Genomic DNA, 23,923 nt, shown 5'->3' with positions numbered 1-23,923 from the left:
GGCGGCCAGCGGCGCCATGGTCAAAAAACAAAAAAGGCACATCGTTACAGTGATGTGCCCGGGTATGTTACATGAGAACCGTCTCACGATCCTCCATTCGACAACAGAAAAGCCGCGCCGTTGCCGCAGAGAGGCTTAATTAACCGCGTCTTTCAGGCCTTTGCCCGCGCGGAAGCCCGGCACTTTGCCAGCCGCGATGGTGATCTCTTTGCCCGTTTGCGGGTTACGTCCGGTACGCGCAGCGCGTTCACGCACGGTAAAGGTACCGAACCCCACCAGCGCCACGTCATCACCGGCTTGCAGAGTCTCTGACACGGAGTCGATAAATGCATCTAACACACGTCCCGCTGCCGCTTTAGAAATGTCCGCGTTGGCAGCAATTTTGTCGATCAACTGTGATTTATTCACTCTCTTCATCCCCTCTTCTTTTAATAAGCTCGCCAGCAGACGACTCGGCGATGCAGTTTTACCGTCAGGGCTGCTCTCATAACCAGCGCACCCAATATACAGTCACCCGACAGCCCTCTAAATTAGCGGCACAAAAAAAAGCTGGCAAGTCCGATTTCACCTGCCAGCCCCTGATTTACACGCTTTTTGCCTCAGGTCACTATTTTGCCGTGGCAACCTGCATGCCGTAAGGCGCATTTTGCAGTGCCAGCTCCAGCACTTCTTCGATGCGCTTCACCGGATGGATAGCCAGATCGGCGATGACGTTGTCCGGAATATCTTCCAGGTCACGCTTGTTCTCGTCCGGGATCAGCACGGTTTTGATGCCGCCGCGGTGAGCAGCCAGCAGCTTCTCTTTTAGACCACCGATCGGTAACACCTGTCCGCGCAGGGTGATTTCTCCGGTCATCGCCACATCGGCGCGCACCGGGTTACCGGTCAGACAGGAGACCAGCGCGGTACACATTGCAATACCGGCACTCGGGCCATCCTTCGGCGTGGCTCCTTCCGGCACGTGCACGTGGATGTCGCGTTTTTCGTAAAAGTCACCGTTGATGCCAAGCTTCTCGGCGCGCGCGCGCACCACGGTCAGCGCCGCCTGAATGGACTCCTGCATCACTTCACCCAGCGAGCCGGTGTAGGTCAGTTTGCCCTTGCCCGGCACGCAGGCCGTTTCGATGGTCAGCAGATCGCCGCCCACTTCGGTCCACGCCAGGCCAGTAACCTGACCAACGCGGTTTTCACTGTCGGCGCGGCCATAGTCAAAGCGCTGTACGCCCAGGTAATCTTTCAGGTTGTCGCCGTTGATTTCCAGGTGCTTGAGGGTTTTATCCATCAGCAGCGTTTTGACCGCCTTACGGCACAGCTTGGAGAGTTCACGCTCCAGGCTTCGCACGCCGGCTTCCCGGGTGTAGTAGCGGATGATGCCAACAATTGCGCTGTCATCCACGGTCAGCTCGCCTTTTTTCAGCGCGTTACGCTCAATCTGTTTCGGCAGCAGGTGCTGTTTGGCGATGTTCAGTTTTTCATCTTCGGTGTAGCCCGACAGGCGAATCACTTCCATACGATCCAGCAGCGGCGCCGGAATGTTCATCGAGTTAGACGTTGCAACGAACATCACGTCAGACAGATCGTAATCCACTTCCAGATAGTGGTCGTTAAACGCGACGTTCTGCTCCGGATCCAGCACCTCCAGCAGCGCCGACGCCGGATCGCCGCGCATATCGGATGACATCTTGTCGATTTCATCCAGCAGGAACAGCGGGTTTTTCACGCCAACTTTGGCCATTTTTTGGATCAGCTTACCGGGCATGGAACCAATATAGGTACGGCGGTGACCGCGGATCTCCGCCTCGTCACGCACGCCACCCAGCGCCATTCGCACATATTTACGTCCGGTAGCTTTCGCAATGGACTGGCCCAACGAGGTTTTACCTACCCCCGGCGGTCCCACGAGACACAGGATCGGCCCTTTGATTTTGCTGACGCGACTCTGTACCGCAAGATATTCAAGGATGCGGTCTTTAACGCGTTCCAGTCCGTAGTGGTCAGTGTCGAGTGTCTCCTGCGCTTTGCGCAGATCTTTTTTGACCTTGCTGCGCGCGTTCCACGGCACCTGAACCATCCAGTCAATATAGCCGCGTACCACGGTGGCTTCGGCCGACATCGGCGACATCATTTTCAGCTTCTGCAGTTCGGCTTCGGCCTTCTCATGCGCGTCTTTCGGCATCTTGGCTTCGTCTATCTTGCGCTTCAGCGCTTCGTGTTCGTCCGGCGCATCATCCATTTCACCCAGCTCTTTCTGAATGGCCTTCATCTGCTCATTCAGGTAGTACTCGCGCTGGCTTTTTTCCATCTGCTTTTTAACGCGATTGCGGATGCGTTTTTCAACCTGCAACAGGTCGATTTCTGACTCCATCATCGCCATCAGGTATTCCAGACGCTCGTTAACGTCGGACATCTCCAGCACGGACTGTTTGTCGGCCAGCTTCAGCGGCATATGCGCGGCCACCGTATCCGCCAGTCGGGCGGCATCATCGATGCTGTTCAGTGAAGTCAGCACCTCAGGCGGGATCTTTTTGTTCAGTTTGATATAGCCCTCAAACTGATTGATAGCGGTGCGGACCAGCACTTCCTGCTCGCGTTCATCAATTTCCGGCGAGCTCATGTATTCCGCCTGCGCCGTGAAGTGGTCACCGTTGTCGGCGAGCGTCGTGATGTGCGCGCGCTGCAGGCCCTCTACCAGCACTTTTACCGTGCCGTCAGGCAGTTTCAGCATCTGCAGGATCGACGCCACGGTCCCGACGGAAAACAGGTCGTTAATACCCGGCTCGTCCGTTGAAGCCTCTTTTTGCGCGACTAACAGGATCTTTTTGTCGTGATCCATTGCCGCTTCCAGGCAGCGGATAGATTTCTCCCGCCCCACAAATAAAGGAATCACCATGTGCGGATAAACCACTACGTCACGCAACGGCAACACAGGGATTTCAATGCGTTCAGAACGCTCAGGATTCATAGAGCTCTCTCTTAGTTTAATGTCCGCCAGGGGTTGGTTAGCGTTGGGTCAGTCGTGCAACGCAACCTAACATGTATTTTTTGAGTATATGGGGACAGATTGCTGATATTCAATGACTGGACGTCAGAAAAACGGAAGGGGGAACCTGTTCCCCCTTTACAACTAACTGACTGGATTGTCTTGCTTATTTATTCGCCAGAGGCTTGCGCTTCGTGTTTGCCATAAATCAGCAGGGGATCAGATTCGCCGGCAATGACGTTTTCATCAATCACCACTTTTTCGACATCGTCCATGGACGGCAAATCGTACATGGTCTCCAGCAGCGCGCCCTCCACGATGGAGCGCAGCCCGCGCGCGCCGGTTTTGCGCGACATGGCCTTTTTAGCGATGGCGTTCAGCGCCTCATCGCGAAACTCCAGCTCAACGCCTTCCAGCCCGAACAGCGCCTGGTACTGCTTGGTGAGCGCATTTTTCGGCTCACGCAGGATCTGAATCAGGGCTTCTTCACTCAGCTCGTTGAGGGTAGCAACCACCGGCAAACGGCCAATGAATTCCGGGATCAGACCAAACTTAATCAGATCTTCCGGCTCCACCTGTGACAGCAGCTCGCCCTCGGTCGCTTTTTGCGACTGGCCCTTCACCGACGCGCCAAAGCCAATCCCGGAACCGGTGTCCACGCGCTGGGCGATGACCTTATCGAGACCGGCAAACGCACCGCCGCAGATAAACAGAATCTTGGAGGTATCGACCTGCAAGAACTCCTGCTGCGGATGCTTACGCCCGCCCTGCGGCGGAACGGCGGCAACGGTGCCTTCAATCAGCTTCAGCAGCGCCTGCTGTACACCTTCGCCGGATACGTCCCGGGTGATCGAAGGGTTATCTGACTTGCGAGAGATTTTGTCTATCTCATCGATGTAGACAATCCCACGCTGCGCCTTTTGCACATCGTAGTCACATTTCTGCAGCAGCTTCTGGATAATATTTTCGACATCTTCACCCACGTAACCAGCTTCGGTCAGCGTGGTGGCATCTGCCATGGTGAACGGCACGTCAAGCAGGCGCGCCAGCGTTTCCGCCAGCAGAGTTTTACCGCTGCCGGTCGGACCGATCAGCAGGATGTTACTTTTCCCCAGCTCGACGCCGTTGCTGGTATCACCATTGCGCAGGCGTTTGTAGTGGTTGTACACCGCTACTGCCAGCACTTTCTTCGCGCGCTCCTGACCAATCACATAGTCATCAAGATGGTGACGGATTTCATGGGGCGTCGGCAGTGCGCTACGCTCGCGATGCGGCGCAACCTCTTTAATCTCTTCGCGAATGATGTCGTTGCATAGATCAACGCACTCATCGCAGATATACACTGACGGCCCGGCAATCAGCTTGCGCACTTCATGCTGGCTTTTGCCGCAGAAAGAGCAGTACAGCAACTTACCTGAACCGTCTTTGCGCTTGTCTGTCATCAGTTAACCTCTTCTATTATTTCTGTCCGCACGAAACGGCAGGGGACATTCTGTTTGTCCCTGATATCACACTCGTGCCCGCCTGGTACTAACTATAGACTATCGACCGGCCGGCTCCGAGCGTTATCCGCGGTGAGTCATCACTGAGTCTACCAGTCCGTAGGCCACCGCTTCTTCAGCCGACAGGAAGCGATCGCGCTCGGTATCCAGCTCAATCTGCTCCAGCGATTTACCCGTATGCTGCGCCATTAGCGTATTCATGCGTTTTTTCACTTTCAGGATTTCCTGAGCGTGAATTTCGATGTCGGTCGCCTGCCCCTGGTAGCCGCCGAGGGGCTGATGGATCATGACACGGGAGTTCGGCAAACAGAAGCGTTTTCCTTCCGCACCCGCGGTTAGCAGGAAAGCCCCCATTGAACAGGCCTGGCCCATACAGATGGTGCTCACGTCCGGCTTAATAAACTGCATGGTGTCATAAATGGACATACCGGCAGTGATCACACCACCTGGTGAATTAATGTACAGATAGATATCTTTTTCCGGGTTCTCTGCCTCAAGGAACAGCATTTGCGCCACGATCAGGTTTGCCATATGGTCTTCCACCTGACCAGTCAGAAAAATGATACGTTCCTTAAGCAGGCGGGAGAAGATATCGTAAGAGCGCTCTCCGCGCGAGGTTTGTTCAACCACCATCGGCACCAGAGCCATATGAGGTGCACTAATTCCACGTTCGCCGCTGTATGACATTACCGTCTCCTGGATATTTGTTTATGGCAACACTCGGTACCGATTCTACCCGAGCGAATCAGGTATCACTATGGATTACCCTGCACTCGTTCCGACGCCATCCGACGGTTGAGAAGCCAGCTTCGATGATCAAATCGCAGCGGTCGCCGTGCGAAAACGCTACGCCCTGATGATGCCTGAAGATGTGGGGACAGCCCCAGCCCGATTCAAGCATAACAACGTTTGTGCCAATCGCTAAAGATGAAAACGCTGTCGCCGTCGCTTTTGTCGTTAAAATGAGCAAAAAGTGATTATCCACCGCGTTGCCTGCTGTCTCGCTGCGGCGCACAGTCAAAAAAAAACCGCCACCTGTAGGGTAGCGGTTTTGCTAATGAATAACTTAACCGATTAAGCGGTAGCAGTCTGATTCATCAGTTCCTGGAAGTTGGTCGGCTTTTCGGTGACTTTCGCTTTTTCCAGCACCACTTCGACCGCCTGCTCTTCCAGCGCCACGTTGCGCATATTGTTCATCATCTCTTTATTCTGGCTGTAGAAGGTGATGACTTCCTGCGGATCTTCGTAGGCTGACGCCATCTCTTCGATCAGCGTCTGCACGCGCGCTTCGTCTGCTTTCAGCTCGTGCGAACGAATCACTTCGCCCAGCAGCAGGCCAACCACGACGCGGCGTCGGGCTTGCTCTTCAAACAGCTCGCGCGGCAGCTCCAGCGCCTGCTTCTCGTTGCCACCAAAACGCTGAGCGGCCTGACGACGCAGCACATCGATCTCGCTGTCGATAAGCGCAGCCGGTACATCGATGGCGTTAGCGTTCACCAGACCGTCGATAGCCTGCGTTTTCACACGGTTACGCACGGCACCTTTTAGCTCGCGCTCCATATTTTTACGCACTTCGGTTCGCAGACCGGCTACAGAGCCATCTTCTACGCCGAAACGCTTGATGAACTCTTCGGTCAGCTCCGGCAGCTCACGCTCTTCCACTTTCTTCAGCACAATGGCGAACGTCGCGGCTTTCCCTTTCAGGTTCTCGGCGTGGTAATCCTCCGGGAAAGTGACGTCGATGGAGAACGACTCACCGGCTTTGTGGCCAACAACGCCGTCTTCAAAGCCCGGGATCATGCGGCCCTGGCCCATGGCCAGTACGAAATCAGAGGCTTTACCGCCTTCAAACTCTTCGCCATCCACCGAACCGGTGAAATCGATAGTGATGCGGTCTTCTTTATCCGCTGCACCGTCTTTGTCTTTCCATGAGGCCTGCTGCTTGCGCAGGGTGTCCAGCATCGTGTCGACGTCTTCGTCGGTCACGTTAACCACCGGCTTCTCAACTTCAATGGACTCGAGGCCCTGCAGTTCAACTTCCGGATAGACTTCAAACTCAACGGCAAAGGTGAAATCCTCACCCTGCTGGTATTCACCCGGTACATAGTTCGGCGCGCCGGCCGGATTGATTTTTTCTTTGATGATGGCGTCAACAAAGTTGCGCTGCATCAGGTCACCCAGCACGTCCTGGCGCACAGTGGCACCGTAGCGCTGCGCCACCAGGTTCATGGGGACTTTACCTTTACGGAAGCCGTCAATGCGGACAGTCTTCGCTACGTTGACCAGCTCGCTTTTTACGGCGTTTTCAATCACGTCTTTAGCGACGGTAATGGTTACGCGACGGCCCAGGCCCTGCGTTGTTTCTACTGAAGCTTGCATCTTCTTACCTCAAAAAAATCACGTGCTCGGTCAACTTCAGATGGCGAGGCGCGAGAAGGCGGCCAAACCATCCAACAAACGGGACCGCTTCTGTGCTCAGAATCGTATTCCCTGTTACCACAAGCGTCCCGAAGGCATTGCGGAAAAATAGACGCCGCATTATAGCGACAACATCCCGGTGAGTCGAGGAATCAAGCGGCACAGGGCTTCACATTTTTTGCGCGATAGGATTGATGTTGGTGGGATTACATTTCAAAAAAAACGGCCCGCGGGCCGTTTTTTTTCAGCAAAATGCCTTACCCGATCCGTCATGCCAGCGTACCGGCACCGCGACAATTGGGCGACGCCAGCACTGTATCCTGCAATCCTTCCCACTCTTTACGGGTGTAGGTATGCAGCGCCAGCGCATGCACGCTGCCGGCCATCTCCTGCGCCAGCTCTGCATAGATCATGCGGTGGCGCTGCAGAAATCGCTGTCCCTGAAACTTGTCGCTAACCAATACTACTTTGAAATGGCTTTCCGATCCGGCAGGCACATTGTGACGATAGCTTTCGTCATGCACCTCCAGATGGGATGGGTCAAACGCCGTGCGTAATTTACTTTCAATGTGTTCCCGAATCATAACCCCACCCTCCAGGCCGCGAGCAACGCCCTATCACTTTCAATCATAGACGATTTTGGACACTATCCCGTCGTCCAGAATAAAAAAACGCCCAGGCTGAGCCGGGCGAACGCACGCGTTCACAGCGCACAACGGGGCCCTTCGCAGCGGTTGCTGAGGAGGGTAATCCGTCTGAAAAAACGCGCAACGCAATGAATTAACGTGGAAGAACACTTCCTCCACTGAAAAGCAATGATATGATGAGCGCACTCATGTCAGCAACATCACCCACATTTTGAGAAGACAAGCATGATTAAGAAACTCTTACTTCCCCTGCTGGCTGCCCTGATGCTTGCCGGTTGTGCCAGCAACAGCACCACGCTGAATGTCACGCCGAAAATCCAACTGCCGCAGCAAGATCCCAGCCTAATGGGCGTCACCGTCAGCATCAATGGTGCCGACCAGCGCAGCGATCAGGCGCTGGCTAAAGTAAACCGCGATGGCCAGCTGGTTACCCTCACCCCGTCGCGCGACCTGCGTTTTCTGCTGCAGGAAGTGTTAGAGAAGCAGATGACCACGCGCGGCTACATGATTGGCCCGGCAGGCGCGGTGGATCTGCAGATTGTGGTCAATAATCTCTATGCCGACGTGACGCAGGGTAACGTGCGCTACAGCATTACCACCAAAGCGGACATTTCGATCATCGCCACCGCCAAAAACGGTAACAAGCAGGTGAAAAATTATCGCCAGACCTACAGCGTCGAAGGCGCGTTTAACGCCAGCAATGAAAAAATCACCAATGCGGTTAACGCAACGCTCAGCGACCTGATTGCCGACATGGCACAGGACACCAGCGTCAGCAGCTTCATTAAGCAGAACGCCCGCTAAAACGCCCCACGGCCCGCCTGATGCAGGCCTTATTGGCAAGGATTGTATGGCCTCTCACTTCCTGCGTTTCTTCACTCAGCGCAACAGCGCAATTTTACTGGTGCTCGGCTTTGCCTCCGGGCTGCCGCTGGCGCTGACGTCAGGAACGCTCCAGGCGTGGATGACCGTTGAAAACATCGACCTGAAAACCATTGGCTTCTTCTCCCTCGTCGGCCAGGCATACGTATTTAAGTTTCTCTGGTCACCGATGATGGATCGCTACACCCCGCCGTTTCTGGGCCGGCGTCGCGGCTGGCTGCTGATTACCCAGTTGCTGCTGCTGGCCGGTATTGCGCTGATGGGCACCCTCGATCCCGCCAGCGATCTGTTCTGGCTGGCCGCGCTGGCGGTACTGGTGGCATTCTGTTCCGCCTCGCAGGATATTGTATTCGACGCGTGGAAAACCGACGTACTGCCACCGGAGGCGCGCGGCAGCGGCGCCGCCATCACCGTCCTCGGCTACCGGCTGGCTATGCTGGTGTCAGGCGGACTGGCGCTGTGGCTGGCCGATCGCTACCTCGGCTGGCACCTGACCTACGGGCTGATGGCCCTGATGATGATCCCCGGAATCATCGCTACCCTGTTGGCGAAAGAGCCGGATCACGCGGTCGCGCGACCGGCCAGCCTGGAAGAGGCGGTGGTGGCGCCGCTGCGCGACTTTTTCCAGCGTAACAACGCCTGGCTGATTCTGGCGCTGATCATCCTGTACAAGCTGGGCGATGCATTCGCCGCCAGCCTGACGACTACCTTTCTGATTCGCGGCGTTGGCTTTGAGGCCGGCGAAGTCGGACTGGTGAATAAGTCCCTCGGCTTGTTGGCCACCATCGTTGGTGCGCTGCTCGGTGGTGCGCTGATGGTGCGACTGTCCCTGTTTCGCGCCCTGCTGCTGTTTGGCATCCTGCAGGCGGTTTCTAATCTCGCTTACTGGCTGCTGACGGTCACTGACAAGCACCTCTACAGCATGGCCAGCGCGGTCTTTATCGAAAACCTGTGCGGCGGGATGGGCACCGCAGCCTTTGTCGCGTTACTGATGGCGCTGTGTAATAAATCTTTTTCTGCCACGCAGTTTGCGCTGCTCTCGGCGCTCTCCGCGGTGGGACGCGTGTACGTTGGCCCGGCGGCCGGCTGGCTGGTTGAGCTGTGGGGATGGTCAGGCTTTTACGCCTTTTCGGTGGTGGCGGGCCTGCCGGGCATTTTGCTGCTGCTCACCTGCCGCGACACGCTACGCCGCGCTGAACGCGGTGAGGGCTTTGCGCAGCGGCGCGATTTTGCGCACGGCTACCGCTGGGCACTGCGCCTGATGCTGGCGGGCGCCGCTCTGCTGGCCGCGGCGCTGGTGTTGTTGGCAGGCAGCACCCTGGGCGCGTGGGAGGCCCGCTCGCTGACCGGCTACGGCGCGGAACTGGGAATTGCCCTGCTGCTGCTGGGGATCGCTGCGGGTTCACTGCTGGACTTTTTGGCGGTCCGACGCACCCTGCGATCCGATCAGGTCAGCGATTCCCGGTGATATGTCGGCGACGTTAAAATCGTTATCAAAATGTCGCCGACTTTTTTTTCACCGACAACCGCTTAAAAAAGGGATTGCAATTTTCTTTTTCGCTGAAATATTCTCTCGATAGCGGAATTATTTTTGTAGAGTAAATATCTCGTAAATGATAAAAAAATGTTAAATAAATGCAGTGCTTTTGCGCCGCTTATGCAGCCACCGTTTTTTACCAACATCGCTTAATTGATTTTCGTTATATTCCCGCCAACTCACTGTGCCCATTAAAAAATTGTCACGCTCCGCAACATTTGTGACACTCTTGGCAAAAGGTGTCAACACCCCCCTGACAGAGCCTGAAGCTGGTTTACACTGCATAAACCTTGCCGTAAAATGTTGCTACACATAAACGACAATAGAGCCCTTGTCATTGAGGTCGTTAAATGAGACTCAGGAAATACAATAAAACGTTGGGTATTTTGTCATTAATTGCAGGCACTTTATTGGTAAGTGGCTGCGATTCGGCATTACTCAGTCCGAAAGGACAAATTGGAGTTGAGCAACGTTCGTTGATACTGACAGCTTTCGGGCTGATGTTGATCGTCGTTATTCCTGCCGTTGTGATGGCCGTCGCTTTCGCCTGGAAATATCGTGAATCCAACACTAAAGCGAAATACAGCCCGAACTGGTCCCACTCGAACAAAGTGGAAGCCGTGGTCTGGACTGTCCCCATCCTCATCATCCTGTTCCTTGGTGTGCTGACCTGGAAGACAACGCACTCGCTGGAGCCCAGCAAGCCGTTAGCTTCTGACGTTAAGCCGGTGGAAATCCAGGTGGTGGCGCTGGACTGGAAGTGGCTGTTCATCTATCCGGAGCAGGGCATCGCTACCGTGAACGAGATTGCTTTCCCGGCCAACACGCCGGTGAACTTCAAAATCACCTCCAACTCCGTGATGAACTCCTTCTTCATCCCGACTCTTGGCAGCCAGATCTACGCCATGGCCGGTATGCAGACGAGGCTGCACCTGATTGCGAATGAGCCGGGAACCTTTGACGGCATTTCGTCCAACTACAGCGGTGCGGGCTTCTCTGGCATGAAGTTTAAAGCCATCGCGACGGCTGACCAGCAGGGCTTCGAGCAGTGGGTTGCGAAAGTGAAGCAGTCTCCGGAATCGCTCACGACAATGAATGCCTTTGAAACCCTCGCGAAGCCGAGCGAGTTCCATCCGGTGGAGTACTTCTCCAGCGTGAAACCTGATTTGTTTATGTCCGTAATTAACAAATTTATGAGTCACAACAGCAGCATGAACATGTCTGAGTCAGAACACAAAGGCATGAACATGGGTCACGACATGGACATGTCCTCACACGAAGGCATGAACATGGACCACGCTGCTCATGCAGGAGCCGAGGAATAAGACGATGTTAGGTAAATTATCAATGGACGCCGTGCCGCTGCACGAGCCGATTGTCGTGGTGACCGTTGCCGCGATTATCCTCGGTGGGCTGGCAGTCTGCGCGGCAATCACTTACTTCGGTAAGTGGAAGTACCTGTGGTCCGAATGGCTCACCTCCATCGACCATAAAAAACTGGGTATCATGTATATCATCATGGCGTTTGTCATGCTGCTGCGCGGCTTTGCCGATGCCGTGATGATGCGTAGTCAGCAGGTGCTGGCCTCGGCCGGTGATGCGGGCTTCCTTCCCCCCCATCACTACGATCAGATCTTTACCGCCCACGGCGTTATCATGATCTTCTTCGTGGCGATGCCGTTCGTAGTGGGCCTGATGAACATTGCCGTACCGCTGCAAATCGGTGCGCGCGACGTTGCTTTCCCGTTCCTGAACAACCTGAGCTTCTGGTTTACCGCCGTCGGTGTGGTACTGGTTAACCTGTCGCTGGGCGTGGGTGAATTCGCCCAGACCGGCTGGCTGGCCTATCCGCCGCTCTCCGGTGCGGAGTACAGTCCCGGGGTCGGGGTCGACTACTGGATCTGGAGTCTCCAGCTCTCCGGTATTGGTACGACCTTAACCGGTATCAACTTCTTTGTGACCATCCTGAAAATGCGCGCACCGGGCATGAGCCTGTTTAAAATGCCGGTTTTCACCTGGGCGTCACTCTGTACTAACGTACTGATTATTGCAGCGTTCCCGGTGCTGACCGTGACCCTGACGCTGCTGACCCTGGACCGTTACCTGGGCTTCCACTTCTTTACCAATGACATGGGTGGCAACATGATGATGTATGTCAACCTGATTTGGGTCTGGGGCCACCCGGAAGTGTATATCCTGGTTCTGCCGGTGTTTGGCGTGTTCTCTGAGATCGTTGCGACCTTCTCGAAAAAACGCCTGTTTGGTTATACCTCACTGGTGTGGGCAACGGTGGTGATTACCATCCTGTCCTTCATCGTCTGGCTGCACCACTTCTTCACCATGGGTGCGGGAGCAAACGTCAACGCCTTCTTCGGCATTATGACGATGATCATCGCCATTCCGACCGGGGTGAAAATCTTCAACTGGCTGTTCACCATGTACCAGGGCCGCATCCAGATGCACTCTGCTATGCTGTGGACCGTGGGCTTCCTCGTCACCTTCTCCGTCGGGGGAATGACCGGGGTGCTGCTGGCCGTACCGGGCGCAGACTTCGTGCTGCACAACAGCCTGTTCCTGATTGCTCACTTCCACAACGTGATCATCGGTGGTGTGGTATTCGGCTGCTTTGCCGGTGTGACTTACTGGTTCCCGAAAGCTTTCGGCTTTACCCTGAACGAAACCTGGGGTAAACGCGCCTTCTGGTTCTGGATCATTGGCTTCTTCACCGCGTTCATGCCGCTGTATGCGCTGGGCTTCATGGGAATGACCCGTCGCGTTAGCCAGCATATCGATCCGCAGTTCCATCCGCTGCTGGTGGTTGCCGCCGCGGGTGCCGCGCTGATTGCCTGCGGTGTAATTTGTCAGATTACACAGTTCTACGTGTCGGTGCGTGACCGCGAGCAGAATCGCGATCTGACCGGTGACCCGTGGGGCGGGCGTACGCTGGAGTGGTCAACCTCTTCTCCACCGCCGTTCTATAACTTTGCCAAAATCCCTCACGTTCACGAGCGCGATGCGTTCTGGGAAATGAAAGAGAAAGGCGAAGCCTATAAAAAGCCGGCCAGCTATGAAGAGATCCACATGCCGAAGAACAGCGGCGCGGCGATCGTCATTGCTGCCTTTGCTACCGTGTTTGGTTTTGCCGCAATCTGGCATATCTGGTGGCTGATGGGCGTCGCATTCATCGGAATGATTGCGAGCTGGGTGATTAAGAGCTTCGACGAAGACGTTGATTACTATGTTCCGGTCAAAGAGATCGAGAAGATTGAAAATCAGCACTTCAACGAAATTAGCCAAGCAGGTCTGAAAAATGTCGACTGATACTCTGACTAAGCACCACGACGCCCATGATGATCATGGGCATCACGATGCGGGAGCCAATAAGGTCTTTGGCTTCTGGATCTACCTGATGAGTGACTGCATTATCTTTGCAACCCTGTTTGCGACCTATGCAGTGATGGTAAACGCGACGGCCGGTGGCCCGAGCGGTAAAGATATCTTTGAACTGCCGTTTGTGCTGGTGGAAACCGCACTGCTGCTGCTCTCCTCCATTACCTACGGCATGGCGGTCATCGCCATGAACAAGGGAACGAAAGGTGCGGTCAACGGCTGGCTGGCTATTACCTTCCTGTTCGGTCTCGGCTTTATCGGGATGGAAATCTATGAATTCCATCACCTGATTGCCGAAGGCTTTGGTCCGGATCGCAGCGGCTTCCTGTCAGCCTTCTTCACCCTGGTAGGAACGCACGGTCTGCACGTGACCTCCGGCCTGGTGTGGATGCTGATTCTGATGTACCAGGTTGCCAGCCGTGGCCTGACGGCCACCAACCGTACCCGCATCATGTGCCTGAGCATGTTCTGGCACTTCCTTGATGTGGTATGGATCTGCGTATTCACCGTTGTTTATCTGCTGGGGGTCATGTAATGAGTCATTCTGTAAACGAACATGGCGCCTCTCACGGCAGCGTGAAGTCCTATATGATAGGCTTCATCCTGTCGATCATCCTGACCGGTATTCCGTTCTGGATGGTCATGGATGGCGGCGCGTCGAAAGGCACTATCCTGGCCGTGGTGCTGGTTTGTGCGGTGGTCCAGGTGCTGGTTCACCTGGTCTACTTCCTGCACCTGGACAGCAAATCTGAGGGTGGATGGAACATGGTGGCCATTGTCTTTGCGGCCATTATTATCCTTATCGTTGTGGTAGGCTCGATCTGGATCATGTGGAACCTCAACTACAACATGATGCCCCATTAACTGAGTCGTACGTAATGATTAAGCAATACCTGCAAGTAACGAAACCAGGAATTATTTTCGGAAATTTAATTTCTGTAATCGGGGGTTTTCTGCTCGCTTCAAAAGGCGACATTGATTACACCCTGTTCCTCGTGGCGTTGGTCGGTGTGTCACTGGTTGTGGCATCCGGTTGTGTGTTTAACAACTATATCGACCGCGACATTGACAGAAAAATGGAGAGAACCAAGAACCGAGTGCTGGTGAAAGGCCTCATCGCTCCGAAAGTCACCCTGGTGTATGCAACCTTGCTGGGTATTGCTGGTTTTGCGTTGCTGTGGTTCGGTGCAAACCCGCTGGCCATGTGGCTGGCGGTGATGGGCTTTGTGGTTTACGTTGGCATCTACAGCCTGTACATGAAGCGCCACTCCGTTTACGGTACGCTGATTGGCAGCCTGTCTGGTGCCGCCCCGCCGGTGATTGGCTACTGTGCGGTCACCAACCAGTTTGATGCCGGCGCCCTGATTCTGTTGGCTATTTTCAGTCTCTGGCAGATGCCGCACTCCTATGCGATTGCCATCTTCCGCTTCAAAGACTATCAGGCGGCCAACATTCCGGTACTGCCGGTGGTGAAAGGCATTTCGGTGGCCAAAAATCATATTACGCTGTATATCATCGCGTTTATGATTGCCACGCTGATGCTGACGCTCGGTGGCTATGCCGGTTATAAATATCTGGTGGTTGCCGCCGCGGTGAGCGTCTGGTGGCTGGGCATGGCATTGTCCGGCTACAAGACCTCTAACGACCGCGTCTGGGCTCGTAAGCTGTTTGTGTTCTCCATCGTGGCTATCACCTCACTGAGCGTGATGATGTCAGTCGATTTTATGACTCCGGCCTCGAAGGATTTACTGACCTACGTCTGGTAGCTCCACCGGTTCCACCACTCCCGAAGGGCGCTCTGCGCCCTTTTTCTTTTTGTTACTACTCTAACAAAACTAATGTTTTACCCACCCTCCCCCGCCCTCTAAAATGTTAACAATAGAAAAATTGAGGTAGTCATGAACGACAATAAAATGACGCCGGTCGAGCTGCGAGCGACCTGGGGTTTGGGCACCGTTTTTTCACTGCGCATGCTGGGCATGTTTATGGTGCTGCCGGTGCTCACCACCTGGGGCATGGCGCTGCAGGGCGCCACCGAATCGCTGATTGGCCTGGCGATTGGGATTTACGGTCTGGCACAGGCCATCTTTCAAATTCCCTTTGGCCTGCTCTCCGACCGGATTGGTCGCAAACCGCTGATTGTCGGCGGGCTGCTGATGTTTGTTGTCGGCAGCATCATTGCCGCTACCACCGACTCGATTTGGGGCGTGATCCTCGGGCGCGCTCTGCAGGGTGCCGGGGCGATCGCCGCCGCGGTGATGGCGCTGCTTTCCGATTTGACCCGCGAGCAAAATCGCACCAAGGCGATGGCGTTTATCGGCATCAGCTTCGGCATCACCTTCGCCATCGCCATGGTGCTGGGCCCCATTGTCACCCATCGCTTTGGCCTGCAGGCACTATTCTGGATGATCGCCCTGCTGGCCTCGCTGGCGATTGTCATCACCCTGATGGTGGTGCCAAACGCGAAACATCACGTTCTGAATCGCGAATCCGGCATGGTAAAGGGTAGCCTGCGCAAAGTGCTGGCAGAGCCGCGCCTGCTGCGGCTGAATACGGGCATCATGGCCCTGCACATCTTACTGATGTCGAGCTTTGTCGCACTGCCCGGTCAGTTAGAGCAGGCCGGAATGGCGGCGGAGCAGCAGTGGAAAGTGTGGCTGACTACCATGCTGATTTCGTTTGTTGCGGTACTGCCGTTTATTATCCTTGCCGAAGTGAAGCGCAAAATGAAGCCGGTATTTATCGGCTGCGTGGCGCTGCTGCTGATCGCAGAGATAGTGCTGTGGGGCGCGGGTAACAGCTTCTGGACGCTGGCGATTGGCGTGCAGCTGTTTTTCCTCGGATTTAATCTGATGGAGGCGATCCTGCCATCGCTGGTCAGTAAAGAGTCCCCCGCCGGCTATAAAGGAACGGCAATGGGAGTTTACTCCACCAGCCAGTTTATCGGCGTCGCGCTTGGCGGCAGCCTCGGGGGCTGGGTGCTGCAGCACTTCGATGCGCAAAGCGTCTTCCTGCTTGGCAGCATCGTGGCGATGCTGTGGCTATTGCTGAGCAGCACCATGCAGGAGCCGCCGTACGTTACCAGCCTGCGGATTGTCCTGAAAGGCGAGTTTGATGCGGAGAAACTGCGTCAGCGACTGGCCGCGCAGCCCGGCGTCAGCGCGGTGATGATTGTCACTGAAGAGCGCAGCGCCTACGTAAAAATCGATAGCAAAGTCATCAGCCGCCCCGAGCTGGAGGCGCTGGTCGCCAGCGCCTGAGTCGCAGAGCAATCGCGCGGCGGTTTATCCCGCCGCGCCGCGGTTCAAAACAGGCCCAGCGGTGAGGTACTGTAGCTGACCAGCAAATTTTTGGTGTGCTGATAGTTTGCCAGCGCCATTTTGTGCGTCTCCCGCCCCACGCCGGATTTTTTATAGCCACCAAATGCCGCATGCGCCGGGTAAACGTGATAGCAGTTAGTCCAGACGCGTCCGGCCTTAATGGCCCGTCCCATGCGGTACGCCAGGTTCATATCACGCGTCCATACCCCGGCGCCCAGGCCATACTCGGTCTGATTAGCCAACGCCAGCGCCTCTGCTTCATCCTGAAACGTGGTGATACCAATGACCGGCCCAAAAATCTCCTCCTGAAAACAGCGCATGGTGTTATTGCCCTTGATCAGCGTCGGCTGAATATAGAAACCATTTTCCAGACCGTCACTGACGCGTACGGCCTCCCCGCCGGTGAGGATATTTCCCCCTTCCTGACGGGCAATCTCTATGTAAGACATGATCTTATCAAACTGCTGTTGCGAAGCCTGGGCGCCAATCATGGTGTCGGTGTCCAGCGGATCGCCGCGGCGAATGGTAGCGATTTTATCCAGCACCCGGGTAATAAACTCCGGGTAGATGGACGCCTGAATCAGCGCACGGGAGGGACAGGTACAGACCTCCCCCTGATTGAAAAAGCCCAGCACAACGCCCTCAACGGCCTTCTCGATAAACTCCGGCTCACCCTGCATGATGTCGGCAAAGTAGATGTTGGGTGACTTACCGCCCAGCTCTACGGTGCAGGGAATAATGTTCTCAGCGGCGCAGGTCATAATATGCCGCCCCACGGCAGTGGACCCCGTAAAGGCGATTTTGGCAATGCGCTTGCTGGTGGCCAACGCTTCACCGGCTTCACGGCCGTAGCCCTGCACCACATTCACCACGCCGTCCGGCAGCAAATCACCTATCAGCTCCATCAGCAGGGTAATCGTCAGCGGCGTTTGCTCCGCCGGTTTCAGCACCACGCAGTTACCGGCGGCCAGCGCGGGAGCCAGCTTCCACGCCGCCATCAGCAGCGGGAAGTTCCACGGAATAATCTGCCCCACAACCCCCAGCGGCTCATAAAAATGGTAGGCCACGGTGTGTTCGTCGATCTCCGCCAGCGTACCTTCCTGCGCGCGCAGGCAGCCGGCAAAATAGCGGAAGTGATCCACCGCCAGCGGAAGATCGGCATTAAGCGTCTCCCGTACCGGTTTTCCGTTATCCCAGCTCTCCGCTACCGCCAGCATTTCCAGATGCTGCTGAATGCGATCGGCTATCGCCAGCAGCACCGCCGACCGCTGCTGCACCGATGTTTTTCCCCAGGCGTCCGCCGCGCGGTGTGCGGCATCCAGCGCCCGTTCAATATCCTGAGCATCGGAACGTGGAAAGCGAGCGATCAACGCGCCGGTCACCGGCGACGTATTGTCAAAATAGCGCCCCGCTAGCGGTGCGACAAAGCGACCATCAATAAAGTTGCCGTAGCTCTCAGCAAACGAAACCACGGCATCGGGTGAACCAGGATGTGCGTAGCGCATGGGTAACTCCTTCATTTTCTTCATATCAATGATCATTGCCGGGCGGCGACAGCAGGCACCGCCGCCGCCCCTTACCAGCCTCATCCAAGCAGCTTGCATGCCAACGCCATCCTGACTAATCAACTTATTGATATATATAAGATCACTGCTCGACACTTCGGGATGCTGTCGCGGACGGTATCTGAGATAACGTAACTGTGTTGCAAATCGCAACAACAGAACAGCCAAAGCGATACAATTTTGCAACACACGCAACACCTGAGGTGAACGATGTCCGTAAAACGGCTCCGCCCGCCGCGCGCGGCCGACGCGCTGGCCGACTCCTGGTCACGCAGTCAGCGCTACGGCCTGGCGCCACAGGATGAGGTGTTTCCGCAGCTACCGCCGGGGCAGCTGGCCGACGTGCTGGCACAGCATCAGCAGCGCCAGCAGCTGTCAACGCCGGTGATGCACGCGCTGGCCAGTCAGGTCGCCGATCGCGAGGCGGTGGTCATCCTTTCCGATAGCGCCGGCCTGGTGTTACATACCTGCGGCAGCGATCGCCTGCTGGAAAAGGCACAGCGCATCGCGCTGGCGCCGGGCAACCTGTGGAGCGAATGCGGACGCGGAACCAATGCGATTGGCACCGCGCTGGCGCTGGCAGCGAGCTGCGAGGTGCGCGGCGATCAACACTTTCTGCTGCGAAATCACGGATTATATTGTGCCGCCAGCCCGCTGCAGGCGCCCGACGGTAGCCTGGCCGGGGTGCTGGATATCTCCGGGCCGGTGCGCTTTCCTCATCCACAAACGCTGGCCCAGGTCCAGCAGGCGGCACGCCATATCGAGCACCTGTGGACCAAGGCCAGCCTGCGGCCCGATCAGTGGATGATGAGCCTCCACCCCCGCCAGGAGGGGTTGGACACGCCAGAAGAGGCGCTGCTGCTGTTTGACGACGCGCGGCTGGTGGCAGCTAACCGGGTGGCGCTGCAGTGGTTAGCGATCGCGCCAGCGCAGCTGGGTCAGCAGACCTTCAACCAGCTGTTTCCGCAGGATAGCCAGCGCGCGAGCCGCTTCCCTCAGCCGCTGCGAAGCCGCTGTCAGCCGGCATTCTGGTTTCAGCTGCGGGCACCGCGGCGCCGCCTCAGCGCTGCCGCAGCGCCCTGCTCCGACGCCTCCCCGAGTCTGCCGCACCTGCCCGGCGAGGATCGACGCGTGCTGCGGTTGTTGAACGCCGGCGTGTCACTCTGCATGCACGGAGAAACCGGCTGCGGTAAAGAGTACCTCAGTCGCGCGCTGTGGCAGCAGAGCCGCTGGCGCGAAGGCGGTTTTGTTGCGATCAACTGCGCCGCGCTGCCGGAGGCCCTGATTGAGTCGGAGTTGTTTGGTTATCAGTCGGGGGCCTTTACCGGCGCCCGCCGCCAGGGGTACATCGGAAAAATCCGCGAAGCCGACGGCGGGATCCTGTTCCTCGATGAGATCGGCGATATGCCGCTGGCGCTGCAGACGCGCCTGCTGCGGGTACTGCAGGAGAAAGAGGTCAGCCCGCTGGGCGATACGCGCCGCTACCGGGTCAATTTCAGCGTGATCTGCGCCAGCCACCGTGACCTGAGTCAGTGCGTCGCCGACGGGCGCTTTCGTGAAGATTTACTGTGGCGTTTGCAGGAGTATCGCGTCAGCATTCCGCCTCTGCGCGACTGGCCGCATCTGGCGGCGTTTATTTCTCAACTGTGGCGCGAACTGGGCGGTCCGCCGCGTGGTGTATGCTTGAGCCCGGCGCTGATCGACGTACTCTGCCGCCAGCGCTGGCCGGGGAACGTACGCCAGCTGCGCAGCCTGCTGACGGTGATGCTGGCGCTGGCCGACGACGGCGAGCGACTGGAGCCTCACCATCTGCCGCCGGATTATCAGCCCGCCACCGCGGAGGCCCCGCCCGTGGCGCTGCAGCAGCACGATGACGCGCTGATTGCCGCCACCCTGCAGCGCTTTGCTGGCAACGTCACCCGTGCCGCCGCCGCGCTGGGCGTGGCGCGCAGCACCCTGTATCGGCGCGCCGCCCGCAGGCGGCAGGCGCCCAGCGGGCGTTAATCGCGGAAGTTTTTGAACTGGAACGGCTGCCCCAGATTGCCGCCGCGCACCAGCGCCATGGCGCCTTGCAGATCGTCACGCGATTTACCGGTGACGCGCACCGCTTCTCCCTGAATTTGCGACTGCACTTTCAGCTTGCTGTCTTTGATCAGCTTGACGATCTTCTTCGCGACGTCGGTTTCAATACCCTGCTTCATTTTGGCCTCGACGCTCCAGGTCTTACCGCTGTGTTCGATGCGCTCATCGTCAACTTCCAGCGCGGCGCCTTCAATACCGCGCTTCAGCAGCTTCTCGCGCAGGATATCCACCAGCTGCTTCACCTGAAAATCGGACTCGCTGGTGACGGTGATCGACTGATTTTTCTCACTCAGTTCAAAACTGGCGGTCACGTTACGGAAATCAAAGCGGGTGCTCAGCTCACGGTTGGCATTTTCAACCGCGTTGCGCACTTCCTGCATGTCAATTTCGGAAACAATATCGAAAGATGGCATGATCTCTTCTCCAGATAAAAAAGTGACAGGCATAATACCTGCTTGCGACAGACAAGCAACCTCACGCCGTGCCCGCGGGGCGTGAGGAGACAGGCCAGCATTCGCTGGCGCAGGAGACAACCATGAATATTACCGTACTGGGCTGCGGTGCGCTCGGCCAGATATGGCTGGCCGCACTGCACGATCGGCAGCATCAGGTGCAGGGCTGGCTGCGGGTTCCGCATGCGCACTGCCGCGTGGCCGTGCGCACCCTCAGTGGACAGCCTCTGCATTACACCCTGCCGGCCAATGATCCGCAGCGGCTGGCGCACTGCGATCTGCTGCTGGTGACGCTAAAAGCCTGGCAGGTAGCCAGCGCGACGGTACACCTGCTGCCGCATCTGCCGCCCGACTGCCCGGTACTGCTGTTGCATAACGGCCTGGGTACCCGGGAGGAGCTGGGCGAAATACGCCAGCCGCTGCTGCAGGGCTTTACCACCCATGCGGCGCGGCGCAGCGGCCAGCAGGTGGAGCACGTGGCGGCGGGCATGACCCACATTGGTCCCGCTAACGCCCGCTGCGGCGACCACAGCGCGCTGGCGGCGGCGCTGCAGCAGGCGCTGCCGGACGTCGCGTGGCATAATGACATTACGCATTCGGCATGGCAAAAGCTGGCGGTCAACTGCGCCATCAATCCGCTAACGGTGGAATACGACTGTACCAACGGCGCGCTGGCCAACTATCCGGAGCGGGTTAACGCTCTCTGCGACGAAGTGGCCGAGGTGATGGCGCGTGAGGGCCTGCCGGTCGACGATCTGCGCGCCACGGTCTGGGCCGTGATCGCCGCCACAGCGGAAAACACCTCTTCAATGCTGCAGGACATCCGCGCCAGACGGCGTACTGAAATTGACTATATCACAGGCTATCTGCTGCGCGCCGCGCGGCGGATGGGCATCGCCACGCCGGAAAACAGCCGGCTGTATGAACGGATTAAACGTAAGGAGCAATACCATGAACAGCAACGCAGCGGTACTGATCTGTCTGGCACCTGGCACCGAGGAAATTGAGGCGGTCACCGTCGCCGATCTGCTGGTCCGCGCCGGGATCCGCGTCACCTTTGCCAGCGTGGCGGACGACGGCAGCCGCGAAATTCGCTGTTCGCGCGGAGTTCGGCTGATGGCCGACGGGCCGCTGGTGACGCTGGCAGACGGCGACTATGATGCGCTGGTATTACCGGGCGGCCTGCAGGGTGCCGAATGCTTTCGCGACAGCCCGCTGCTGGTCGAGACGGTGCGCCAGTTTTCGCACGCCGGTCGCATTGTGGCGGCAATCTGCGCCGCTCCGGGCACGGTGCTGGTCCCGCACGATCTGTTTCCGGTCGGCAATATGAGCGGCTGGCCGGGATTAAAAGCGACCATTCCCGCCGGGCAGTGGAGCGATCGTCGGGTCACCTGGGATCCGCGGGTCAATCTGCTGACCAGCCAGGGGCCGGGCACGGCAATGGATTTCGGCCTGAAGCTGATTGATTTGCTGGCGGGACGGGAAAAAGCCCGGGAAGTGGCGGAGCAGCTGGTGCTGGCCGCCGGGATTTATAACTACTACGACGGCGAAAGCGCGTAAGCATTGGCGGGGCACACGCCCCGCCAATGCTTCAGGGCCGCCAGACCTTCACGTTGCTGAAGCCCTGCTCATGCAGATAGAGCGCCTGCAGGCGGCTCATCACCCCACGTTCGCAGTACAGTAGCCAGGTTTTGGCCTGGTCAAGCTGCCCAAACTGGCTACCGAGCTTGTAAAACGGCATCGACACCACTTCCACCCCATCGGTGCGCAGCGGCCGCGCTTCCTGCTCATCGCTGGCGCGAATATCGAGGATCGCCTCCTGGTGGCCAATCACCGCGACGGTATCGACTTCCACCACCTCTTCTTCGGTCTGCTCAGCAATCTCACGAATGTCGACGTTGGTGGCTTCATTCACCACCCGGTCCAGCAGGCTAAAATCAAACTTTGCCTCTTCCTCTTCGATTTTCGCCTTCACCGCCTTGACGGTAGGGCTTTTCGAAATCACGCCGCAATATTCCGGCATGGTACGGGCAAAGTCCTCTGTGCCAATCGCGCGCGCCAGATCAATAATCTGCTCTTTATCGTGCGAAATCAGCGGGCGCAAAATCAGGGTATCGGCGGCGTTGTCGATCAGCCGCAGGTTAGTCAGGGTCTGGCTGGAGACCTGGCCTATCGCTTCGCCGGTCACCAGCGCCTGCACGCCGTAGCGCTCAGCGATCTGCGAAGCGGCACGCACCATCATGCGCTTCAGCACAACGCCCATCTGACCATCATCAATATTCTCGAGGATCGCCCCGACCACCGGCTCAAAATTGATGGCGATAAAGCGCACGCGGTGCGAGCTGCCAAAGCGCTTCCACAGATAGTGAGCCACCTGGCGAACGCCGATTTCGTGGGCCGCGCCGCCGAGGTTAAAGAAGCAGTAGTGCACGCGGCAACCGCGGCGCATCAGCATGTAGCTGGAGACGCCGGAGTCAAAGCCGCCGGAAATCAGCGACAGTACATCTTCCTGGGTACCGATGGGGAAGCCGCCGATGCCGGCGTGGCGGGCGGTAACCAGCGTCAAGCGATCGTCTTCGATTTCCAGATTTACCGTCACCTGCGGGTGTTTCAGCTTCACGCTGGCTCCGGCGACGTGTTGATTCAGGCCGCCGCCGACGTAGCGCTCCACGTCCTGGGAGCTGAAGCTGTGGCTGCCGCGGCGCTTCACGCGTACGCAGAAGGTTTTTCCTTCCAGCTGGGCGCGGTAGTGGATCAGGGTCTGCTCATAGATATCGTGCATATCCGTGTAGAGGCGATCCTCCACCTCCAGCACGTGATGGATCCCCGGCACGCGGCTCAGGGCATCGATGTAAACTTCCCGCAGACCGTCTTGCTTAGAGCGCACCACAATGTGGTCCCAGTGGCGGACGACCGCCAGCGTCTCATCGCCGGTGGATTTTAGGACGTTACGGATGTTCCCGGTCAAAATTTTAATAAAACGCAGGCGCACGGACTGGCTTTTGATGGTAATTTCAGGGAACAATTTAATGATAAACTTCATGGCTGCACGGTTCGTTGGTCACCGCGCTGCCACGCGATGGGCAGCAGGTGAAAATCATAATCAGGCAAAATCGTTCAGATTTGCCTCCGGGAGCGCGAGTATATC

General features: G+C 57.1%; 20 protein-coding genes. 11 read left to right on the top strand and 9 right to left on the bottom strand.

Annotation, left to right across the window (positions count from 1 at the left end; all coding sequences use genetic code 11):
- Positions 1-135 precede the first annotated feature (135 nt).
- From hupB to bolA, 6 genes are all read right to left on the bottom strand, one after another.
- Positions 136-408 (bottom strand): nucleoid-associated protein HU-beta, encoded by a 273-nt coding sequence (gene hupB / locus BS626_RS00625; protein ID WP_170870429.1) that lies wholly within the window; start codon positions 406-408, stop codon positions 136-138.
- Between the two features lie 199 nt (positions 409-607).
- Positions 608-2,962 carry an endopeptidase La gene (lon, locus tag BS626_RS00620; protein ID WP_075180477.1) on the bottom strand — a complete coding sequence of 785 codons (2,355 nt, stop codon included), beginning with the start codon at positions 2,960-2,962 and terminating at the stop codon, positions 608-610.
- A gap of 188 nt (positions 2,963-3,150) precedes the next feature.
- Positions 3,151-4,422, bottom strand: a complete 1,272-nt coding sequence (clpX, locus tag BS626_RS00615; RefSeq protein WP_075180476.1) for an ATP-dependent protease ATP-binding subunit ClpX — start codon at positions 4,420-4,422, stop codon at positions 3,151-3,153.
- 123 nt (positions 4,423-4,545) lie between these two features.
- Positions 4,546-5,169 (bottom strand): ATP-dependent Clp endopeptidase proteolytic subunit ClpP, encoded by a 624-nt coding sequence (gene clpP, locus BS626_RS00610; protein ID WP_075180475.1) that lies wholly within the window; start codon positions 5,167-5,169, stop codon positions 4,546-4,548.
- 387 nt (positions 5,170-5,556) lie between these two features.
- Positions 5,557-6,861, bottom strand: a complete 1,305-nt coding sequence (gene tig / locus BS626_RS00605; RefSeq protein ID WP_075180474.1) for a trigger factor — start codon at positions 6,859-6,861, stop codon at positions 5,557-5,559.
- 308 nt (positions 6,862-7,169) lie between these two features.
- Positions 7,170-7,484 (bottom strand): transcriptional regulator BolA, encoded by a 315-nt coding sequence (gene bolA / locus BS626_RS00600; protein WP_075180473.1) that lies wholly within the window; start codon positions 7,482-7,484, stop codon positions 7,170-7,172.
- A 288-nt stretch (positions 7,485-7,772) separates the two neighbouring features.
- On the opposite strand from bolA, the gene BS626_RS00595 reads away from it, so the two are divergent.
- From BS626_RS00595 to BS626_RS00560, 8 genes are all read left to right on the top strand, one after another.
- A complete protein-coding gene (locus BS626_RS00595) occupies positions 7,773-8,351 on the top strand; it encodes a lipoprotein (RefSeq protein WP_075180472.1) in 579 nt (192 codons plus the stop codon).
- A gap of 46 nt (positions 8,352-8,397) precedes the next feature.
- A complete protein-coding gene (ampG, locus tag BS626_RS00590) occupies positions 8,398-9,897 on the top strand; it encodes a muropeptide MFS transporter AmpG (RefSeq protein WP_075180471.1) in 1,500 nt (499 codons plus the stop codon).
- A 419-nt stretch (positions 9,898-10,316) separates the two neighbouring features.
- Positions 10,317-11,291 carry a cytochrome o ubiquinol oxidase subunit II gene (cyoA, locus tag BS626_RS00585; RefSeq protein WP_075180470.1) on the top strand — a complete coding sequence of 325 codons (975 nt, stop codon included), beginning with the start codon at positions 10,317-10,319 and terminating at the stop codon, positions 11,289-11,291.
- Positions 11,292-11,295: 4 nt separating this feature from the next.
- Entirely contained in the window at positions 11,296-13,287 is a 1,992-nt protein-coding gene (gene cyoB / locus BS626_RS00580) for a cytochrome o ubiquinol oxidase subunit I (protein WP_075180469.1), read from the top strand.
- Positions 13,277-13,891 carry a cytochrome o ubiquinol oxidase subunit III gene (locus BS626_RS00575; RefSeq protein WP_075180468.1) on the top strand — a complete coding sequence of 205 codons (615 nt, stop codon included), beginning with the start codon at positions 13,277-13,279 and terminating at the stop codon, positions 13,889-13,891. Before cyoB ends, BS626_RS00575 begins: the two co-directional genes overlap by 11 nt.
- Positions 13,891-14,220: a cytochrome o ubiquinol oxidase subunit IV gene (locus BS626_RS00570; RefSeq protein WP_075180467.1), complete on the top strand. Its 330-nt coding sequence runs from the start codon at positions 13,891-13,893 to the stop codon at positions 14,218-14,220. The genes BS626_RS00575 and BS626_RS00570 overlap by 1 nt, the downstream gene beginning before the upstream one ends.
- Before the next feature lie 14 nt (positions 14,221-14,234).
- Positions 14,235-15,122: a heme o synthase gene (gene cyoE / locus BS626_RS00565; protein ID WP_170870414.1), complete on the top strand. Its 888-nt coding sequence runs from the start codon at positions 14,235-14,237 to the stop codon at positions 15,120-15,122.
- Between the two features lie 132 nt (positions 15,123-15,254).
- Positions 15,255-16,616, top strand: a complete 1,362-nt coding sequence (locus BS626_RS00560; RefSeq protein WP_075180465.1) for an MFS transporter — start codon at positions 15,255-15,257, stop codon at positions 16,614-16,616.
- A gap of 44 nt (positions 16,617-16,660) precedes the next feature.
- Here the strand turns inward: BS626_RS00560 and BS626_RS00555 are convergent, their stop codons facing one another.
- On the bottom strand, positions 16,661-18,181 hold the full coding sequence (locus BS626_RS00555; RefSeq protein ID WP_075180464.1) for an aldehyde dehydrogenase family protein: 1,521 nt from the start codon (positions 18,179-18,181) through the stop codon (positions 16,661-16,663).
- A 270-nt stretch (positions 18,182-18,451) separates the two neighbouring features.
- Here BS626_RS00555 and BS626_RS00550 point away from each other — a divergent pair, with 270 nt between their 5' ends.
- Positions 18,452-20,245, top strand: coding sequence for a sigma-54-dependent Fis family transcriptional regulator (locus tag BS626_RS00550; protein WP_075180463.1), 1,794 nt, complete (start codon positions 18,452-18,454; stop codon positions 20,243-20,245).
- Here BS626_RS00550 and BS626_RS00545 read toward each other — a convergent pair.
- Positions 20,242-20,736 carry a YajQ family cyclic di-GMP-binding protein gene (locus tag BS626_RS00545; protein ID WP_075180462.1) on the bottom strand — a complete coding sequence of 165 codons (495 nt, stop codon included), beginning with the start codon at positions 20,734-20,736 and terminating at the stop codon, positions 20,242-20,244. The genes BS626_RS00550 and BS626_RS00545 overlap by 4 nt on opposite strands.
- Before the next feature lie 122 nt (positions 20,737-20,858).
- Here BS626_RS00545 and panE point away from each other — a divergent pair, with 122 nt between their 5' ends.
- Positions 20,859-21,782: a 2-dehydropantoate 2-reductase gene (panE, locus tag BS626_RS00540; RefSeq protein WP_075180461.1), complete on the top strand. Its 924-nt coding sequence runs from the start codon at positions 20,859-20,861 to the stop codon at positions 21,780-21,782.
- Positions 21,727-22,335: a protein deglycase YajL gene (yajL, locus tag BS626_RS00535; protein ID WP_075180460.1), complete on the top strand. Its 609-nt coding sequence runs from the start codon at positions 21,727-21,729 to the stop codon at positions 22,333-22,335. Before panE ends, yajL begins: the two co-directional genes overlap by 56 nt.
- 31 nt (positions 22,336-22,366) lie before the next feature.
- Here yajL and thiI read toward each other — a convergent pair whose 3' ends face one another.
- Positions 22,367-23,818 (bottom strand): tRNA uracil 4-sulfurtransferase ThiI, encoded by a 1,452-nt coding sequence (gene thiI / locus BS626_RS00530; RefSeq protein ID WP_075180459.1) that lies wholly within the window; start codon positions 23,816-23,818, stop codon positions 22,367-22,369.
- Positions 23,819-23,923: the final 105 nt, after the last annotated feature.

The sequence above is a fragment of the Pantoea sp. 1.19 genome (genome assembly GCF_001922585.1).
Classification (GTDB): domain Bacteria; phylum Pseudomonadota; class Gammaproteobacteria; order Enterobacterales; family Enterobacteriaceae; genus 1-19.
The sequence above is the reverse complement of the archived record's forward strand: the minus strand, read 5'-3'. Positions and strand labels throughout refer to the sequence as shown.

Coding starts and splice junctions, on each gene's coding strand:
- thiI (WP_075180459.1), bottom strand. CDS start 23,818: ATGAAGTTTATCATTAAATTGTTCCCTGAAATTACCATCAAAAGCCAG.
- clpP (WP_075180475.1), bottom strand. CDS start 5,169: ATGTCATACAGCGGCGAACGTGGAATTAGTGCACCTCATATGGCTCTG.
- panE (WP_075180461.1), top strand. CDS start 20,859: ATGAATATTACCGTACTGGGCTGCGGTGCGCTCGGCCAGATATGGCTG.
- BS626_RS00550 (WP_075180463.1), top strand. CDS start 18,452: ATGTCCGTAAAACGGCTCCGCCCGCCGCGCGCGGCCGACGCGCTGGCC.
- BS626_RS00595 (WP_075180472.1), top strand. CDS start 7,773: ATGATTAAGAAACTCTTACTTCCCCTGCTGGCTGCCCTGATGCTTGCC.
- BS626_RS00560 (WP_075180465.1), top strand. CDS start 15,255: ATGAACGACAATAAAATGACGCCGGTCGAGCTGCGAGCGACCTGGGGT.
- BS626_RS00545 (WP_075180462.1), bottom strand. CDS start 20,736: ATGCCATCTTTCGATATTGTTTCCGAAATTGACATGCAGGAAGTGCGC.
- cyoB (WP_075180469.1), top strand. CDS start 11,296: ATGTTAGGTAAATTATCAATGGACGCCGTGCCGCTGCACGAGCCGATT.
- tig (WP_075180474.1), bottom strand. CDS start 6,861: ATGCAAGCTTCAGTAGAAACAACGCAGGGCCTGGGCCGTCGCGTAACC.
- clpX (WP_075180476.1), bottom strand. CDS start 4,422: ATGACAGACAAGCGCAAAGACGGTTCAGGTAAGTTGCTGTACTGCTCT.
- BS626_RS00555 (WP_075180464.1), bottom strand. CDS start 18,181: ATGCGCTACGCACATCCTGGTTCACCCGATGCCGTGGTTTCGTTTGCT.
- cyoA (WP_075180470.1), top strand. CDS start 10,317: ATGAGACTCAGGAAATACAATAAAACGTTGGGTATTTTGTCATTAATT.
- lon (WP_075180477.1), bottom strand. CDS start 2,962: ATGAATCCTGAGCGTTCTGAACGCATTGAAATCCCTGTGTTGCCGTTG.
- BS626_RS00570 (WP_075180467.1), top strand. CDS start 13,891: ATGAGTCATTCTGTAAACGAACATGGCGCCTCTCACGGCAGCGTGAAG.
- cyoE (WP_170870414.1), top strand. CDS start 14,235: ATGATTAAGCAATACCTGCAAGTAACGAAACCAGGAATTATTTTCGGA.
- yajL (WP_075180460.1), top strand. CDS start 21,727: ATGAACAGCAACGCAGCGGTACTGATCTGTCTGGCACCTGGCACCGAG.
- ampG (WP_075180471.1), top strand. CDS start 8,398: ATGGCCTCTCACTTCCTGCGTTTCTTCACTCAGCGCAACAGCGCAATT.
- bolA (WP_075180473.1), bottom strand. CDS start 7,484: ATGATTCGGGAACACATTGAAAGTAAATTACGCACGGCGTTTGACCCA.
- BS626_RS00575 (WP_075180468.1), top strand. CDS start 13,277: ATGTCGACTGATACTCTGACTAAGCACCACGACGCCCATGATGATCAT.